A 16,753-nucleotide genomic window follows, 5' to 3' on the forward strand; every position below is an offset into this window, starting at 1 on the left:
CGGACACCTCGTCGCCACCATAGAACCCGACGAATGCTCAAACTACTTCAACAACGCCGGATACGCTTCCGTCAAAACCTGAAACGCTCTAGTCCCCGGCGATTGCGGTCGAAGCTGCCGGCCGGGATCAATCCGCCGGGAAAAAGGCGGGGCCGACCACCCGCACCCGCCGCGATCCGACCGGCCCGGTCGGCGTCTGGCCCTCCGCCGCACCTGCATCGGCTGCGGCCGCATGGACCTCGGCATCAGCGTCCGAGGGCGATGGAATATCCGAAACCGTGCCGAGATCGGGCTTTGCCGTCGGCAGCGGGATTATGGCGTTTTGCATGTTGCCCGGGGTCACGGTGCGCGCCCTGAGCTCGGCCACGCGCTGATAGTAGCGCTTGAGATCGCAAGACTTGAAATTGGCGTCGTCGCGATACCGGAAAGCGGCTGGAAGCTCGGTGTACGGCTTGCGCGTCTCGACAGCAACCATCTGGTCGGTCTCGAGGTTCGGATCGCTCAGCGTGTAGAGGTCGACGCCCGGATCGTCGCAGATATAGCGGCACTGATCGACCGTGTCCTTGAGATCGGCGCCTCGCGCGAATTGCGAGTTCGGCGCCGGGAAGAAGTAGCCGTCCGAAAGGCGCACACAAAACAGCATCGCATTGCCGCCGAACGTCGTGCCGGAAGATTGCATCGGCGCTGGTTCCGCCGACTGCCGCTTGGGCGCGGACTGGCAGGCCAGCGCGACATATCTCGCCTGCGGGTCGTCGCGGCCCGGGCTGCCGATGGAGGCGATCCGGCGCTGCACTTCGGCCCTGCTCCTGGCAAGGTCGGCGCAGGCATTGAAGAAGCCGCCCATCGCGCTGCTGGCGGTGCAGCGGCGCTGCCTCTCGATGCCCTGGATCGCGGCGAGCTGGCGCCGCAGTTGGGCAAGCTCGGGATTGGCCGAGCCGCGCCCGCCGGCAAGCATCTGGCTTTTGAGCGCGCTGCAAACGTCAGCGTAGGAAACTGTTGCCAATGCCAGCAACGCAGTAACAGCCAAGAGAGAGACCTTGAGGAACCGCAGACACATCATTGGTTGCCGAAATTCTAAAACTCATCCAAGCTCTAAGCATACATAAGCCTTGGCTAAATGAGTTTATCGTCACGTCTTAAAAGGTAAAGCGCCCAACACAGCTTTGCACTATGAGTGTTATTCTCGGTTTTGTAAAATGAATATTACACTTTCATTTCAAGATTGAGACAGTGGCCGAAAAGCCATCGAATCGATCGACGTCTCGTATCGACGTCCGGCCGCGCTCGATCGCGGACTGCCGATGAAACCTTTGACCGGCATCTGACGTTATTCTCGCAGCACCGAGGAGGCTGAAGATGTCTTTTCACTTCACCGTCTCTGGCCTGACCAGGAACCTGATCCATTCGCTTGGACTGGATCACGAGCGGGCGCCGAGGCATCTGACACCGGAGCAAAATCTGCTGCTGGAATGCTATCTGGCCGGGCAGGTTCCGGAATCGGCCTGGAACGACTATGTCTTCGAGATGCCGGAACTGGAAAAGCACGCAAATGCGCGGCGGCCGCGCAATGCGGCGTAGTGCGGTTCCCTATAAAAGCATAACGGCTTTCGGTTCGGAATTGCGCAAAGCTAAATTGAGCCGTTCGGCAATTCTATTGCTGGACTGCTTTGGCGTTATCTTTTGGCGAATTGAACTGAAGTGTAAAGACCTTTCCCGGAATTCCCTGCGCCAGTGCCGGCGAGAAGCTGAGCGGCAGGCAATTGCGCAAGGCGGCCGTCGCCGCGTCGACAAAGGCCTGACGCGCCTTGTCATCGCCGCTGACCTTGATGGCGGTTGGCTTCGGCGGGCCGATCAGCGTGCCGTCGCGCTTGAAGCTGAAGCTCAAGGTGACCGAGGAATTCCCGGAATTGGCAGGCGGGGTCCAGCACGCCTGCAGGGCGGCGCCGACCTCATTCATGGTGTTGAGCGGCGCGGCATTCGCCGGAAGGGGCAGCGCAAGCAGCGCGCCGACAATCGCCGAATATCTTGCCATGCCTCTCATCGCTGATCCTCCTCGCGTTCGCCCATTCGCCCCATTCGCTTGGCGGCATGGTACGATCAACGAGGAGGATGACAATAGGATTTCAACCCGGTTGACCCCGGCAAAATCATGTTGTCGTGATGCCGGCACGACCGTCGCCGAAAAGCAAAAGGCCGGCAATGAGCCGACCTTTCCCTAGCCTCGGCGTCGCGCCAGTACATCCGTGGTCGCGGCGAGGACTGAGACACTAGACGGGCTTTGGTTAACGAACCCCTAACCCGCGGGTTTCTCAAGCCGCGGCCTGCGATTTCACATGGGCGATGTAGCCGCGCACGTCGCCGGCCGGCTCTGCATAGGCATTGCCGAGCTTCTTCTCGATCGCGGCCATATAGTCCTTCGCCCATTTGGGCAGCGCGTAGTCGATGACGGCCAGGAATTCGAGCGTCGCCGCCAGCCGGATGTCTGCGATCGACGGGTTGGCACCGCCGATGAAGGGCTTGCCGTCCCTGAAGAAGGAGTGAAACACCTCCAGCGGCTCGGCGATCGCCGCGGCAGCCGCCTTCTGCGCCTCCGATTTCCTGTCGGGGTGGGCGTCGCTATGGCCGACCTCGCCGGCATATTGCGGAAAGCCGAGCGCCGGATAGGTGGCTCTGGCCACATAGGGATAGAGCGTGCCGACCAGGTAGAACATGGCGCTGTCGACCATTGCCCGCTTGGCCGGCGCCTTCGGATAGAATTTGTCGAGCCCGTGCTTGTTGGCGAGATACTGCATGATGGCGCAGCTCTCCCAGAGCACGCCCCTGGGAAGACCTTTGTCCTCGATCATCGGCGTCAGATGCGCCGGGTTGCGCGCCAGGAATTCAGGCGTGCGCGTCAGTCCCCAGGCGTCGGTCTCGGAATGGTCGAGGCCTGCCGCGCGCGTGAACACCCTGACCGTCATGTTGTTGACGCTCGGCCTCAGCATGCTGAGTTTCACGCCAGCTTTCTTGGCTGGCTTCGCTTTAGGCGCGGCCTTTGCCATAGCCTTCGCCGCAGGCTTGGCTACCTTGGCCGCCCCCTTGGCGGCGGTGGTTGCCTTTGCCGTGGCTTTGGCCGCCGGCTTCGCTGCTGGTTTGGCCGTTACCTTCTTGGTTCCTTTTGTGGCTGTCTTTGCCATCTTGGTCCTCCCTCTGACCTGTTCAGTATGGATTCTTCGCCGCCCGGTTCTCGGACAATGTTTCGCGCGATCGCTCGACCAGCGCCTGGATGGCGTCGGCAAGGTGCACTTCGGCGATGTTGTAGTCGCCGCGCGCGACGCGGATCTTATGCGCCGCCATCAGCACGTCGGCATGGGTAAAACCGGCCGGCGGCTCGAAGCGGTACGAGGCGAGCTCGATCAGAAGGCCGAGCGGATCCTCGAAATAGATCGAATCCATGAAGCCGCGATCCTTGACGCCGCTGTGCTTGATGGCGCGCTCGTCGAGCCGGGCGACCGCCTGCAGGAAGGTCACCCGCGACACGGAGAACGCGATGTGGTGGACGCAGCCCGTATCGGTCGGCGTGCGCCGCTTGACTGGGCTGCGGCTCTCGTCGGTGAAGACCGTGATCAGCCGGCCGTCGCCGGGGTCGAAATAGAGGTGGCTTTCGCTCGCCTTGTCGAGATTGGGCTGCTCGAAAATGAAGGGCATGCCAAGCACGCCTTCCCAAAAATCGATCGAGGTCTGGCGATTGGCACCAACCAGCGTGATGTGATGGACGCCTTGCGATTGTAGTTTCTGCATCTGGCTCCTCCCGGACACCCCGCGCCTTGCCGCCGGTTCAGATGCCCAGTCGCATTTTGATCAGCGCTCGGCACGTGATCGCCGCCCGGCTTCGCTCCCTGCGCTCCGCATTCCGCATCCTGCAGGAATGCGGCCGGAGCTTTTGATGCGCGGATGCTAATTCAATCCGAGGCGTTGCGCCAGAAGCGCTGGTGCTTCAGGACCCAGGCGGCCCGATCGGCGATCCGTGCTTGCCGGCGCCGAAGAATGCGCGACCCTTGGATGTAAATCACATGTTCTTCATCGGCACGTCGGGATCGACATGTCCCCCATCGGCGGTGATCTTCAGCCTTGAGAGGTAGTGCTCCCATCCCTTTCGATGGCTGTCACGCTCCTTTGCGTTCGGCAGTCCGCTGTGCGTGAAGCGGATCAGTGTCCCCGCATCCCTCGCGATCAGGTCGATCTCGACATGGCTGGAGCCGGGCGGCACGGTCTCGTTGTCTTCCCAGCCAAAACTGTAGGCAAGACGGTGGACCGGGATCACCTCGGTGAACTCACCGCGCGCCATATGGCGACCACCGACATTGACGAGGAACAGGCCGCCCGGGGTTGCATCCGAATTCGCTTCGGTCCCGATCCATCGCACGATCTGGTCCGGATCCGTCAAAAGCGCGAACACGGTCGCCTGTGGCGCCGCGACCTCAATCTCTGTGTAAACCGATTCCGCCATTGCTCACTCCAGGTCACATCCGCCCAGGTCACATCCGCATCGAATGCCGTGCATGATTGAAGCGAATGTGGGGAGTTGCAAGAAGATGTTCGAGGCGTAAGCATAAGCCGGTGCCGAGTGACTTCTACCGATGCTTCTCGCAAACTCGCTTTCATTCCTTCTGGACGACGCCGCGCATATTGGCGACGGCGGGCGACTTCTATTGCAGCTCTCGACGCATTTGATGGAAGACGGCTTGCCGATCATTGCCGGCGCGCTGGCGCAGGATGCTCCCAACCCGATCATTTCACGCCGCATCTGGCTCTGGCGAGCGCCTGGCGATGAAGTGGTCGAGGCTTTGGGAATAGGCGCCGACCGCCAGAATGCCGATCCCCGGCTCGTGCTGCGGGAGTGGCTTGGCACGACGCGGGCGATCGTGTTCGACGAGGGAGCGGGCGGTGTCGCACCGACTTTGGTGTGGGCGTTCGATCACACCCCGGATGAGGCGCAGTCAGAGCTGCTGCGGCAAATCTCCCGGTTTGCCGCGGCTCCGATGACCGCACTCGCAGAACGATCTGCGAAACGCGAATTGCTCGAAGCATATTTGGGAAAGCGCAGCGCAGCACATGTGCTCAACGGTCATTCTCGTCGAGTAAAGGGAGAGACGATACGGGCTGCGCTTCTGTGCGCGGACCTTCGAGGTTTCACCGATCTATCCGAGGTTCATGATGCAGACGAGATCGTATCGGTACTTGATGCCTGGTTCGATTGCGTCGCCGGCGCGGTGCACGCATTTGGTGGCGAGGTTCTCAAGTTTATAGGTGATGGCGTCCTCGCGATTTTCCCGATTGGCGAGCGCGATGCAAGGGCCGCATGTGACGCGGCGGTACGCGCCGTGAAGGCCACGCGCGCCGGAATAGATCATCTCAACCAAACTCGCCGCCGCAATGGGGGCCCTGAGCTCGGATATGGCATTGGCCTGCATGTCGGCGAGATACTTTGGGGGAATATCGGCACTGCCGGCAGGTTGGATTTCACCGCGATCGGCAAGGCTGTAAATCTTGTTAGCCGCATCGAAGGGCTGTGCAAGCCGTTAGGACGGACGGTGCTCGCGTCGACAGTGTTCGAGGCAGAAACTACCGAGCCGATGATCGCCATGGGCAGTCATACGCTAAGAGGAATAGCAGGCGCGCAAACGCTTTTCGGCTTGCCGGAATAGAGCCCAGCCATGCGCGTCGCACGCAGCTTCGCTGGCCGGTGCTAAGGGCCGACTATTCCTGGCTTCCACCCTTCGAGGGAGAGGCGCCAACGAGCCCAATCGCGTGAGCTCGCCGAAACGATCCGTCGCCGGCAGCTTTAGCCTGAATCGGCTCCAGTCACTGGGCCGCGTTTCAGATGGTGTCTTCCCTGACGGAACCCCCTACCCGTCCGACCGTTTACGGCTCATGGCACTGGCGAACGACATCCAAATGGCGGAACGGCACGTTCTGCAAGCTGAGCGGCACATCAAGCGCCAGCGCGCGCGGATCGCTGCACTAAAGCACCGTCGGTTGCCGCGAGGGAAGGCGGCCAACTTCCTGCAGTTGCTTGAAGATGCCCAATCGATGCACCTCCAACACCTATCGCGGTTGTTGGAGCAAGCGTCCCGCGAAAAGACCGAAGCCGGCACATAGACTCGGCGCAAATCCTGAGAAAAGCTTGGTACGCCCAAGGGGAATCGAACCCCTGTTCCCGCCGTGAGAGGGCGGTGTCCTGACCGCTAGACGATGGGCGCGCTCAAGAACCGGCTACATAGGATGACGGCATCGAAAAAGCAACTGGGGTTTCGGACTGTTCCCGGACTTTGCAGACTGCCCCTGTCAACCCTGCCGTTTCGGCTCGATCAGGTCCCAGAGATTGCCGTAGAGATCGGCAAACACCGCCACTGTGCCATAGACCTCGAAGCGCGGCGCCTCGCGAAACTCGACGCCCCTGCCAAGCATCGCCTGATGGTCGCGCGCGAAGTCGTCGGTCTCGAGGAAGAGAAACACCCTGCCGCCGGTCTGGTCGCCGATGCGGCTCGCCTGCGTCTCGCCGGAAGCCTCCGCAAGCAACAGCCGCGCGCCTTGTCCATTTGCCGGCGTGACCGTCACCCAGCGCTTGCCGCCGCCGAGGTCGACATCGTCGGTCAGCACGAAGCCGAGCCGCTCGACATACCAGGCGATCGCCTCGTCATAGTTTTCGACGACGAGCGCCACCGTCGCAATGCAGCGTTTTTCGGCAAAGCCGCTCATTTGTTGCGGGCTCATTTGTTACGGATTGGGAACTGGCCGATCATGCGGCGCTCGGCAATGTCGTAGACGAAGATGGAACGGCTGCCGTCGGCAAGCTCGGCATCGATCGACAGCCGATTGCCGGACAGCGACTGGCTGACCACTCTGGCGCGGACCGGCAGCACGATGTCGCCGCTGAGCGGCGCGCCGGCCGGGGCCTGGACGTCGCCGGCGGGTGCCGATCCGGCAACCGGCGCATTGCGGGCTTTGTAGACAAGCGCCCCGATCACCACCATAAGGGCGAGGAACAGCAGGCCGAGATTGACGATCATGAAGCGGATGAGCTTCCTGCGCACCTTTTCGGCAGCGGGGTCGAGCGGCTTCTCTTCATCTTCTTCGTCGATGGGCCGGGCCATGGCTAAACAATCCGCAACGGGTTTCGATGAGCGCTCATAACGAAGAGACCCCGATTTTGATAGGGGATGAATCGACCGGGAACGAAGCCGTCATTCTGGAAGCCGGCGCGGATGCCGCAGGGCAGCGCCTCGACCAATGGCTGGCCGCAAGGCTTGGCCCCGACATTTCACGCAGCCGCGTTCAGGCCCTTATCAAGCAGGGCGCCGTCTCGATCGCCGGCAGACCGGTAGAGGAGGCCAAGCGCAAGATGGCGGTCGGCGAGCACGTCTCGGTCGTCATGCCGGAACCGCAACCGGCCGAGCCGCAGGGCGAGGCGATCCCGCTCGATATCCTCTACGAAGACGACGAGTTGATCGTTATCAACAAGCCGGCGGGTCTGGTCGTCCATCCCGGCGCCGGCAACTGGACCGGCACGCTGGTCAACGCGCTGATCCACCATTGCGGCGACAGCCTCTCCGGTATCGGCGGCGTCAGGCGGCCGGGCATCGTCCATCGCCTCGACAAGGAGACGAGCGGTGTTATGGTGGTGGCCAAGACCGATCGCGCCCACAAGGCGCTGTCGGAGGCCTTCGCCGACCATGGCCGCACCGGCGATCTCGAGCGCGCTTACCTGGCGCTGGTCTGGGGCATTCCGCAGCGGCCGAGCGGCACCGTCGACGCCGCGCTCGGCCGCGCCGCTGACCGCGTCCGCCGCGCGGTGGTTCCCGAAGGACGCGACGACGCCCGCCATGCGGTCACCCATTTCAGCGTGGTCGAACGCTTCGGCGAAGGGCAGAAGGCCTTCGCCACGGCAAGTCTGGTCGAATGCCGGCTGGAGACCGGCCGCACGCACCAGATCAGGGTCCATATGGCGCATATCGGCCATCCCGTGATCGGCGATCCGGATTACGGCCAGGCCTTCCGCACCAAGGCCAACCGGCTGCCGGAGCCGCTGAAAAGCGAGGTCACTGCATTTTCCCGGCAGGCGCTCCACGCCTGGCTCCTTGAATTCCGCCATCCGGCTACCCATCTAACGATGAGGTTCGAGGCGCCGATGCCGAGGGACATGGAGGAACTCGTCGGCGGTTTCCGCAAGCTCTGAGCCGCCATCAAGACGCTTCAAACCAGCCATCAAAAAACCTGACTGGCGTTGTTCACTTAAGCGTGACACACTGTTTTGTGTTGAACAAATGCCTGTCCTTTCTGGTTTTGTTCCTATATACACCCGCTGCCGCGGATGAGCCGATTGGCATTCGCGTCACATGCCCGCCGCGTTTCGGGGGCATCACTCCAATAGAGAGGGGGCGCTAATCATGGCCCAGTCATTACCCAGTATCGTTTCCGGTGAGGGCGGTCTCGCCCGTTACCTGGAAGAAATCCGTCGCTTTCCGATGCTGCAGCCGCAGGAAGAGTACATGCTCGCCAAGCGTTATGCCGAGCATCAGGACACTTCCGCCGCGCACAAGCTCGTCACCAGCCATTTGCGGCTCGTCGCCAAGATCGCCATGGGCTATCGCGGCTACGGCCTGCCGATCGGCGAGGTGATCTCGGAAGGCAATGTCGGCCTCATGCAGGCCGTGAAGAAATTCGAGCCGGAGCGTGGTTTCCGGCTCGCCACCTACGCTATGTGGTGGATCAAGGCCTCGATCCAGGAATACATCCTGCGCTCGTGGAGCCTGGTCAAGATGGGCACCACCGCCAACCAGAAGCGCCTGTTCTTCAACCTGCGCAAGGTGAAGGGCAGAATCCAGGCGCTCGACGACGGCGATTTGAAGCCCGACCAGATCGCCGAGATCGCCACGCGCCTCAACGTGTCCGAGGCTGAGGTGGTGTCGATGAACCGCCGCCTGTCGGGCGACGCTTCGCTCAACGCCCCGATCAGGGCGAGCGAGGGCGAGTCCGGCGAATGGCAGGACTGGCTGGTCGACGACCACGAAAGCCAGGAAGAAATGCTGATCGAGCAGGACGAGCTGGAAAACCGGCGCTCGATGCTGTCGGGCGCTCTGTCGGTGCTCAACGATCGCGAGCGGCGCATCTTCGAGGCGCGTCGCCTGGCCGAAGAACCGCTGACGCTGGAAGAGCTGTCGGCCGAGTTCGACATCAGCCGCGAGCGCGTGCGCCAGATTGAGGTGCGCGCCTTCGAGAAGGTACAGGACGCGGTCAAGGCCGCGGCCAAGCGCCAGGCCCAGGCGCTGCGCACCATCGAGGCGCAGCCGGCCGCTTAACGCACGGCATTAGGCAAAAAGCAAAACGGCGGCGCCAGGCTCTGGCGCCGCCGTTTTTTGTTGTCGTAACTGGCTGGTAAGGCGGGTTGAGATTCAGGTCAGCCCGAGCCGAAAATGGCGGCTTCCGAGAACCGGAGCGGAGCGTACTTGCAGTACGTGAGCACCGGAAGCGCAGGAAGCCACCATTTGCAGGCCGGGATCACCTGAATATCAGCCTGCCGTCGGCTGCTTGGTCTTGCGCAGATACGGCAGCACCGTCTCGTAGGCGCCGAAGCGCTTGATGGCGTCCTCGTTGGAGACGGCGGCAGTGATGATGACGTCCTCGCCCTGCTTCCAGTTCGCCGGCGTCGCCACCTGGTGCTTGGCCGTCAGCTGGATGGAATCGATGACGCGCAGGATCTCGTCGAAGTTGCGGCCCGTGGTCATCGGATAGGTCAGCACCAGCTTGATCTTCTTGTCGGGGCCGATGACGTAGACAGAGCGCACGGTGGCGTTGTCGGCCGGCGTGCGGCCTTCCGAGCTCTCGCCGGCGCCTGCCGGCAGCATCTCGTAAAGCTTGGCGACCTTGAGGTCCTTGTCGCCGATCAGCGGGTAGTTCACCGTTTGGCCGGTAGCGGTCTTGATGTCGGCCTGCCACTTGTCGTGGCTCGATACCGGATCGACGGAAATGCCGATGATCTTGACATTGCGCTTCTTGAAGTCGCCTTCCAGCCCGGCCATCGTGCCGAGCTCGGTCGTGCAGACCGGCGTGAAGTTCTTTGGATGGCTGAAAAGCACCGCCCAGCCGTCACCGATCCACTGATGGAAATTGATCGTCCCTTGCGTGGTCTCGGCCGTGAAGTCCGGCGCGATATCGTTGATACGAAGGCTCATGACGTGTTCCCTACCCTGTGACATGTCGCCGGCATGGGCCAACCCCAGCGGCGGCTCAGCCTTCTATACCGCCGGACGGCCCGGTTCAAAAGGCTTGTGTCTGCAAGCGTGATCGAAGCGGCGGAAAAATTTCGTCTTTTCCTGGAAAAGACAGCAGGAATTTCCGCGATGGACGCTAACGCATGTCTCCCGAAAGTGGGAACCGGTTTCGGGACAAAGACATGCGTAAAATCAAAAACTGACGCGCATGGAGTGAATCTGAAAGATCGCGACGCGCTTTAGGGTCCGGACGAGGCGCGCGTTAAGCCTTCTTCACCGCCAGCGTCGTCGCCAGGTCTTCCATGCGCTGGGCAAGCGCCGCGAGCGCCGTGGTCAGCACGCTGTCGCTCTTGTCGGCCTTGGTCAGCGCCTCGTCGCGCGTCTTGCGCAGCGTCAGCACTTCGCTCTCCATGCCCTTGACGCGCTTGTTGAGCTCCGAGAGCTCATCCATCACCATGATGCCGGCCATCACGGTCAGCCGCTGGTCGCCGATCTCGCCGAAGGAATCCTTCAGATGCGCGACATAGCGGTCGAAGCGCTCGGCGAGGTCGATCAGGTGCTCTTCCTGGCCCTCGTCGCAAGCCATCCGGTACTGCTTGCCGTCGATCGAAACCGTCACCTGTGCCATTGGCTTACCTGTCCAGGACCGCGCGGATGGTCTCCATGGCGGTCACCAGCCGGCGCGATACTTCCTTGTTGGCATCTTCCAGCCGTTCGGCGCGGGCCTCGGAGTTGTCGAGCTCCTGCGCCAGCCGCGAGCGGTCGGCATTCATGCGCTGCACCTCGGCCTCGGCTTCCGAATAGTCGCGCTCATGCTCGAGCCGCGCCGCCACGGCGTTTTCCAGCCCTTCCATGGCCTTGCCGAGCCTGGCGATGACTTCTTTGAGGGTCGTTTCCCCGGTCATGGCCTTCGTCCTATGCCCTGCCCGTCACCGAATCGCTCGCGTTCAGAACGCGTTATGTCGGAAAGATTAGGCGCCGGGTGAAGCGCGCGTCAATAAAGCTCTCGCGACTGTCCCCCGCTAACGCTAATGTAGCGCACCCGCCCCCTTCACAAGCCCGGCAAAAGCCGACCGGATTTGTTGACTAAAAGGCCGCGCCTGCTATGTGTCGCGGCATCCTTTCCAAGGGTTCCCCCAAGGCTCCAACCCACTTCCGGAGGAAGCATGACCTCGCGTGAACAACATGACCGGATGGCCAATGCGATCCGTTTTCTCTCCATGGACGCCGTCGAAAAGGCGAATTCGGGTCACCCCGGCCTGCCCATGGGCTGCGCCGACATCGCCACGGTGCTGTTCACCCGCTTCCTGAAATTCGACGCCAAGGCCCCGCACTGGGCCGACCGCGACCGCTTCATCCTGTCGGCCGGCCACGGCTCGATGCTGCTCTATTCGCTCTTGTACCTCACCGGCTACGAGGACATGACGATCGACCAGATCAAGAATTTCCGGCAGCTCGGATCGAAGACCGCCGGCCATCCCGAATACGGGCATGCCGCCGGCATCGAGACCACCACCGGCCCGCTCGGCCAGGGTCTTGCCAACTCGGTCGGCTTCGCGCTCGGCGAGCGCATCATGAACGCCGCCTTCGGCAACGACCTCGTCAACCACTATACCTATGTGCTGGCCGGCGACGGCTGCCTGATGGAAGGCGTCTCCCAGGAAGCCATCGCGCTTGCCGGTCACCTCAAGCTCAACAAGCTGATCGTCTTCTGGGACAACAACAACATCTCGATCGACGGCCCGGTCTCGCTCGCCGACAACACCGACCAGGTCGCCCGCTTCCAGGCCAGCGGCTGGAACGCCAGCCACATCGACGGCACCGATCCGGAAGCGATCGCCTATGCCATCGAAGCTGCACGCCATTCCGACAAGCCGACGATGATCGCGTGCAAGACGACCATCGGCTTCGGCGCCCCGACCAAGGCCGGCACCAACAAGGCGCATGGCTCGCCGCTCGGTGCCGAGGAAATCGCCGGCGCGCGCAAATTCTTCAACTGGGAGTCGCCGCCCTTCGAGGTTCCGGCCGACATCCTCGACGCCTGGCGCGCTGTCGGCACCGGCGGCGCCAAGGCGCGCGCCGATTGGGAAGGCCGCCTCGCCAAGGCAGATGCCCAGCTGAAGGGCGAGTTCGAGCGCCGCCTCGCCGGCAAGCTGCCGTCCAACTTCGATGCCGTCATCGCCGACTACAAGAAGAAGCTCTCGGCCGACAAGCCGAAGGTCGCGACCCGCAAGTCGTCGGAGATGGCGCTGGAAGTGATCAACGGCGCGGTTCCCGAAACCATCGGCGGCTCGGCCGACCTCACCGGCTCCAACAACACCAAGACCAGCCAGACCAAGAACATCACGCCGGACGACTACGGCCAGCGCTATGTCCACTACGGCATCCGCGAGCACGGCATGGCTGCCGCGATCAACGGCTTGACGCTGCATGGCGGCCTCATCGCCTATGGCGGCACCTTCCTGTGCTTCTCCGACTATGCCCGCCCCTCGATGCGCCTTGCCTCGCTGATGGGCATCCGCTCGATCTTCGTCATGACGCATGACTCGATCGGCCTCGGCGAGGACGGCCCGACCCACCAGCCGGTCGAGCATCTGGCCGCACTTCGCGCCATTCCGAACCACAATGTGTTCCGTCCGGCCGACGCGGTCGAAACCGCCGAATGCTGGCAGTTGGCCCTGGAGTCCGAAAAGACGCCGTCGACGCTGGCGCTGACCCGCCAGAACCTGCCGACCGTGCGCAACGAGTTCAGCGAGAAAAACCTCAGCGCCTCCGGCGCCTACGAGCTCGCCGCGGCAAATGGCGAGGCGGCGGTGACGATCTTTGCCACCGGATCCGAGGTCGAGATCGCGCTTGGCGCCCGCGAGCTGCTCGAGAAGCACGGCCATCCGACCCGCGTCGTCTCGGTGCCCTGCTTCGAGCTGTTCGACCGGCAGAGCGAGGACTATCGCAAGAAGACGATCGGCAACACCAAGGTGAAGGTCGCCATCGAGGCGGGCATCCGCCAGGGCTGGGACCATCTCATCGGCACTGGCGGCATCTTCGTCGGCATGCACGGCTTCGGCGCCTCCGGCTCGATCGAGCAGCTCTATCCGCATTTCGGCATCACCGCGGAGGCCGCGGCGAAGGCGGTGGAAGCGCGCCTGCACGGCGACTGAGCCGTTGCACGTCGCTCAAAAGCGCACAGCGGCTTTGAGCGACATATAGAAGCAGGAAGCCCGTCCGGCGAAGCCATTCAAGGGTTTCGCCGGGCTGGACCAACCTAATCGATTTAAATCTGGGCTCCTGCGGCTAGATTCTTGTGCCATCCGCCGCTATGAAGCTGCGGGCCCATCCGCTTTCCAGCCCCAGGGAGAGAAAAATGACCGTCAGAGTTGCCATCAACGGATTTGGCCGCATCGGCCGCAACATCCTGCGCGCCATCCATGAATCCGGTCGCAAGGACATCGACGTAGTCGCCGTCAACGACCTCGGCCCGGTCGAGACCAACGCGCACCTGCTGCGCTATGACAGCGTGCATGGCCGCTTCCCGCACGAGGTGACGGTCGACGGCGACCAGATCTCGGTCGGCAAGGAGAAGTTCAAGGTCACCGCGATCAAGGATCCGACCCAGCTGCCCTGGAAGGAGCTCGGCATCGACATCGCGCTCGAATGCACCGGCATCTTCACCGCCCGCGACAAGGCCGCCGCGCATCTGACCGCCGGCGCCAAGCGCGTCATCGTCTCGGCTCCAGCCGAAGGCGCCGACCTCACCGTCGTCTACGGCATCAACCACGACAAGCTGACCAAGGACCACGTCGTCATCTCCAACGCGTCCTGCACCACCAACTGCCTGGCGCCGCTTGCTGCCGTCCTGCACGAGACCGTCGGCATCGAGAAGGGCATGATGACGACGATCCACTCCTACACCGGCGACCAGCCGACGCTGGACACCATGCACAAGGACCTCTACCGCGCCCGCGCGGCGGCGCTCTCGCAGATCCCGACCTCGACGGGTGCTGCCAAGGCGATCGGCTTGGTGCTGCCCGACCTCAAGGGCAAGCTCGACGGCATCTCGATCCGCGTGCCGACCCCGAACGTCTCGGTCGTCGACTTCAAGTTCATCGCCAAGCGCTCGACCACCGCGCAGGAGATCAACGAAGCTCTGATCGCCGCCTCCAAGGGCAAGCTGAAGGGCATCCTGGCGGTCACCCATCACCCGAATGTCTCGATCGACTTCAACCACGATCCGCATTCCTCGATCGCGGCGCTCGACCAGACCAAGGTCATGGACGGCAACTTCGTTTCGGTGCTGTCCTGGTACGACAACGAGTGGGGCTTCTCCAACCGCATGGGCGACACGGCCGTCGCCTTCGGCAAGACCATCGCCTGATCGCAGGCTGCCTTTGATCGTGTGAAACGCCCGGCTTCGGCCGGGCGTTTTTCGTTCGACGCCAGCGGCATGGGGCAAAAAACCACGCTGCCGCCTTGCACTGGTCATGTCTTCGCCCCACTCTGCCGTAAAGCGGGAGGGACGGGGATGTGAGGGGCGATTCCGGATGGAGCATGCGATCTATCTTGTAACGCTGGTCGGCACCGCGCTTGTCGTGGCCGCCGCGTTTTCGAGCCTGATCGCCTTCCGCTTCGGCGCCCCCCTGCTGCTCCTCTTCCTCTGCATCGGGCTCGCCACCGGCGTCGACGGCCTCGGTATCGAATTCGACAATGCGCGGCTGGCTTACTTTGCCGGCTCACTGGCTCTAGCCATCATCCTGTTCGATTCCGGTTTCGGTACGCCGCTCAACGCCTTGCGCCAGGCGGCCGGGCCGGCGCTGTCGCTGGCGACCGTCGGCGTCATCCTCACCACCGGCATTTTCGGCGTCGCCGCCTTTTATCTGCTCAACCTCAGCTGGCTGGAATCTTCGCTGCTCGGCGCCGCCGTCGCCTCGACCGACGCCGCCGCCGTCTTCTTCCTGCTGCGCGCCGGCGAGATCCACCTGCGCGAGCGCGTACGTTCGACGCTCGAGGTCGAATCCGGCACCAACGACCCGATCGCCATTTTCCTCACCATCACTTTGGTCGAGATCATAGCGGCCCACGCAAATCCGCAAGCGGATGTTCTCGCCACCAACCTTGCGCTCGGCTTCGTCGTCAATATGGGGCTCGGCGCCGTCATCGGCGTGCTCGGCGGCTTCGCCATCGTGCGCCTCGTCGAGCGGCTGAATCTCGACCACGGCCTGCTGCCGATCTTCGTGCTGACGCTCTCGCTGATGGTGTTCGCGGCGGCCGGCGCCGTCGGCGGCTCCGGCTTCCTGGCCGTCTATCTCGCCGGCCTCGTCGCCGGCAATTCCGACATTCGCGCCGTCACCATCCTGAAACGCTTCCAGGACGGCATGTCGTGGCTGGCGCAGATCATCATGTTCCTGATTCTCGGCCTTTTCGCCACGCCGTCGCAGTTCCCGGCGATCATGGTGCCGGCGATTCTGCTCGGCCTTTTCCTGATCTTCGTGGCGCGGCCTTTAGCCGTCTGGCTCTGCCTGACCCCGTTCCGCTTGCCGCGCCCCGAGGTCGCCTTCGTCTCCTGGGTCGGCCTGCGCGGCGCCGTCTCGATCCTGCTTGCCATCACGCCGCTGCTCGGCGGGCTGGCGAACGGCCGCCTGATCTTCAACGTCGCCTTCATCATCGTGCTCGTGTCACTGGTGGTGCAGGGCTGGACCGTCGGACCGCTGGCCCGCCGCCTTGGCTTGATCGTGCCGGCGCGGCTCGGGCCGCTCGACAAGGTCGAGCTCGAGCTGCCGGGCTCGGCGCACCATGAGCTGCTTGCCTATCGCGTGGCGCCAGGCAGCCCGGTGGCTCGCGGCGAGCGCATCCCGCGCTGGGCGCGGCCTTCGCTGGTGCTGCGCGATGGCCGCTCCATGCGCTTCCAGGACATGGGCCGGCTGACCGCGGGCGACCAGGTCTATATCTTCGTTCCGGACCGCTATCCGCGCCTGCTCGACAAGCTTTTCGCCAGCCGCGCCGTGGTCGACCCCGAGGATGCGGATTTCTTCGGCGCCTTCGCCGTCGATCCGGCCCGCTCGGCCGGAGAGCTGGAAGCCGCCTACGCGCCAGGCCTCACCGAGGCCGAGCAGAAGCTCACCGTCGCCGCACTTGTCACCGAGCGGCTCGGCGGCCACGCCGAATATGCCGACCGCGTGATGATCGGTCCGATCGAGCTGATCGTGCGCGATGTCGACGAAAAGGGCCGCATCACCGGGCTTGGCCTGTCCTTCGAGCCGACCGCGCCGGTGGCGCGAGTGCCGGTTTTCCTGAGCGCCGGCGAGATCGCCGACCGCATCGCCGCCTTCATCCGCGACTGGCGCAAACCCGCAGAAGCGCCTGTCGCGGTGCCCTCCGCCGAGGACGCTCCGGCGCCCGACCCTGTGGCGCAAAAAGCGGCAAGCGAGAGCTGACGTCACACAACGACATCATTTTTGCGCGCGCCCTTCAATGCAGCCCTTGCATCGTCGCCGGTGCCGGGTAAG

Annotated in this window: 18 protein-coding genes and 1 tRNA gene; 8 read left to right on the forward strand and 11 right to left on the reverse strand. The window is 63.2% G+C overall.

The features are described 5' to 3' along the window. Positions 1 to 127 precede the first annotated feature (127 nt). Positions 128 to 1,027, reverse strand: coding sequence for a DUF2865 domain-containing protein (locus ABID26_RS33085; RefSeq protein WP_292343956.1), 900 nt, complete (start codon positions 1,025 to 1,027; stop codon positions 128 to 130). A gap of 329 nt (positions 1,028 to 1,356) precedes the next feature. Between ABID26_RS33085 and ABID26_RS33090 the strand changes: the two genes are divergently transcribed. Continuing rightward, complete coding sequence (locus tag ABID26_RS33090) at positions 1,357 to 1,578, forward strand: hypothetical protein (protein WP_292302821.1); 222 nt, start codon at positions 1,357 to 1,359, stop codon at positions 1,576 to 1,578. A 73-nt stretch (positions 1,579 to 1,651) separates the two neighbouring features. Here ABID26_RS33090 and ABID26_RS33095 read toward each other — a convergent pair whose 3' ends face one another. From ABID26_RS33095 to ABID26_RS33110, 4 genes are all read right to left on the reverse strand, one after another. Then, the gene (locus tag ABID26_RS33095; RefSeq protein ID WP_435528635.1) at positions 1,652 to 2,032 is read right to left on the reverse strand and encodes a hypothetical protein; all 381 of its coding nucleotides are present in this window, start codon (positions 2,030 to 2,032) and stop codon (positions 1,652 to 1,654) included. Positions 2,033 to 2,309: 277 nt separating this feature from the next. Beyond that, positions 2,310 to 3,176: a glutathione S-transferase family protein gene (locus ABID26_RS33100; protein ID WP_292302823.1), complete on the reverse strand. Its 867-nt coding sequence runs from the start codon at positions 3,174 to 3,176 to the stop codon at positions 2,310 to 2,312. 22 nt (positions 3,177 to 3,198) lie between these two features. Next, on the reverse strand, positions 3,199 to 3,780 hold the full coding sequence (locus ABID26_RS33105; protein ID WP_292302824.1) for a VOC family protein: 582 nt from the start codon (positions 3,778 to 3,780) through the stop codon (positions 3,199 to 3,201). A gap of 268 nt (positions 3,781 to 4,048) precedes the next feature. Further along, entirely contained in the window at positions 4,049 to 4,489 is a 441-nt protein-coding gene (locus ABID26_RS33110) for an SRPBCC family protein (RefSeq protein ID WP_292302825.1), read from the reverse strand. Between the two features lie 130 nt (positions 4,490 to 4,619). Between ABID26_RS33110 and ABID26_RS33115 the strand changes: the two genes are divergently transcribed. Together ABID26_RS33115 and ABID26_RS33120 are read left to right on the forward strand one after the other, a co-directional pair. Continuing rightward, on the forward strand, positions 4,620 to 5,687 hold the full coding sequence (locus tag ABID26_RS33115; protein ID WP_292302826.1) for an adenylate/guanylate cyclase domain-containing protein: 1,068 nt from the start codon (positions 4,620 to 4,622) through the stop codon (positions 5,685 to 5,687). 103 nt (positions 5,688 to 5,790) lie between these two features. Then, positions 5,791 to 6,141, forward strand: a complete 351-nt coding sequence (locus tag ABID26_RS33120; RefSeq protein ID WP_126097544.1) for a hypothetical protein — start codon at positions 5,791 to 5,793, stop codon at positions 6,139 to 6,141. A gap of 26 nt (positions 6,142 to 6,167) precedes the next feature. On the opposite strand, the gene ABID26_RS33125 is transcribed toward ABID26_RS33120, so the two are convergent. The 3 genes from ABID26_RS33125 to ABID26_RS33135 form a co-directional block, all read right to left on the reverse strand. Further along, positions 6,168 to 6,242: transfer RNA gene (locus ABID26_RS33125), tRNA-Glu, on the reverse strand. Between the two features lie 85 nt (positions 6,243 to 6,327). After that, entirely contained in the window at positions 6,328 to 6,741 is a 414-nt protein-coding gene (locus ABID26_RS33130; RefSeq protein WP_126097543.1) for a VOC family protein, read from the reverse strand. An 11-nt stretch (positions 6,742 to 6,752) separates the two neighbouring features. Beyond that, on the reverse strand, positions 6,753 to 7,136 hold the full coding sequence (locus ABID26_RS33135) for a fimbrial protein (RefSeq protein WP_292372901.1): 384 nt from the start codon (positions 7,134 to 7,136) through the stop codon (positions 6,753 to 6,755). A 26-nt stretch (positions 7,137 to 7,162) separates the two neighbouring features. On the opposite strand from ABID26_RS33135, the gene ABID26_RS33140 reads away from it, so the two are divergent. Together ABID26_RS33140 and rpoH are read left to right on the forward strand one after the other, a co-directional pair. Continuing rightward, positions 7,163 to 8,218 carry an RluA family pseudouridine synthase gene (locus ABID26_RS33140; RefSeq protein ID WP_126097541.1) on the forward strand — a complete coding sequence of 352 codons (1,056 nt, stop codon included), beginning with the start codon at positions 7,163 to 7,165 and terminating at the stop codon, positions 8,216 to 8,218. 211 nt (positions 8,219 to 8,429) lie between these two features. After that, a complete protein-coding gene (gene rpoH, locus ABID26_RS33145; RefSeq protein WP_126097540.1) occupies positions 8,430 to 9,341 on the forward strand; it encodes an RNA polymerase sigma factor RpoH in 912 nt (303 codons plus the stop codon). 210 nt (positions 9,342 to 9,551) lie between these two features. Here rpoH and ABID26_RS33150 read toward each other — a convergent pair whose 3' ends face one another. The 3 genes from ABID26_RS33150 to ABID26_RS33160 all read right to left on the reverse strand — a co-directional run bounded on the left by ABID26_RS33150 (position 9,552) and on the right by ABID26_RS33160 (position 11,158). Beyond that, a complete protein-coding gene (locus ABID26_RS33150; protein WP_292302828.1) occupies positions 9,552 to 10,214 on the reverse strand; it encodes a peroxiredoxin in 663 nt (220 codons plus the stop codon). Between the two features lie 301 nt (positions 10,215 to 10,515). Next, positions 10,516 to 10,881, reverse strand: a complete 366-nt coding sequence (locus tag ABID26_RS33155; RefSeq protein ID WP_126097538.1) for a cell division protein ZapA — start codon at positions 10,879 to 10,881, stop codon at positions 10,516 to 10,518. Between the two features lie 4 nt (positions 10,882 to 10,885). Further along, positions 10,886 to 11,158, reverse strand: coding sequence for a DUF4164 domain-containing protein (locus ABID26_RS33160; protein ID WP_040973690.1), 273 nt, complete (start codon positions 11,156 to 11,158; stop codon positions 10,886 to 10,888). A 261-nt stretch (positions 11,159 to 11,419) separates the two neighbouring features. Here ABID26_RS33160 and tkt point away from each other — a divergent pair, with 261 nt between their 5' ends. From tkt to ABID26_RS33175, 3 genes are all read left to right on the forward strand, one after another. Further along, positions 11,420 to 13,411 (forward strand): transketolase, encoded by a 1,992-nt coding sequence (gene tkt / locus ABID26_RS33165; RefSeq protein WP_292372899.1) that lies wholly within the window; start codon positions 11,420 to 11,422, stop codon positions 13,409 to 13,411. A 203-nt stretch (positions 13,412 to 13,614) separates the two neighbouring features. Continuing rightward, positions 13,615 to 14,625, forward strand: coding sequence for a type I glyceraldehyde-3-phosphate dehydrogenase (gene gap, locus ABID26_RS33170; protein ID WP_126097536.1), 1,011 nt, complete (start codon positions 13,615 to 13,617; stop codon positions 14,623 to 14,625). A gap of 166 nt (positions 14,626 to 14,791) precedes the next feature. Then, positions 14,792 to 16,681, forward strand: coding sequence for a potassium/proton antiporter (locus ABID26_RS33175; protein WP_292302831.1), 1,890 nt, complete (start codon positions 14,792 to 14,794; stop codon positions 16,679 to 16,681). Positions 16,682 to 16,753 lie beyond the last annotated feature (72 nt).

Origin of the sequence: Mesorhizobium shonense, from assembly GCF_040545255.1 — a bacterium.
Lineage (GTDB): Bacteria > Pseudomonadota > Alphaproteobacteria > Rhizobiales > Rhizobiaceae > Mesorhizobium > Mesorhizobium shonense.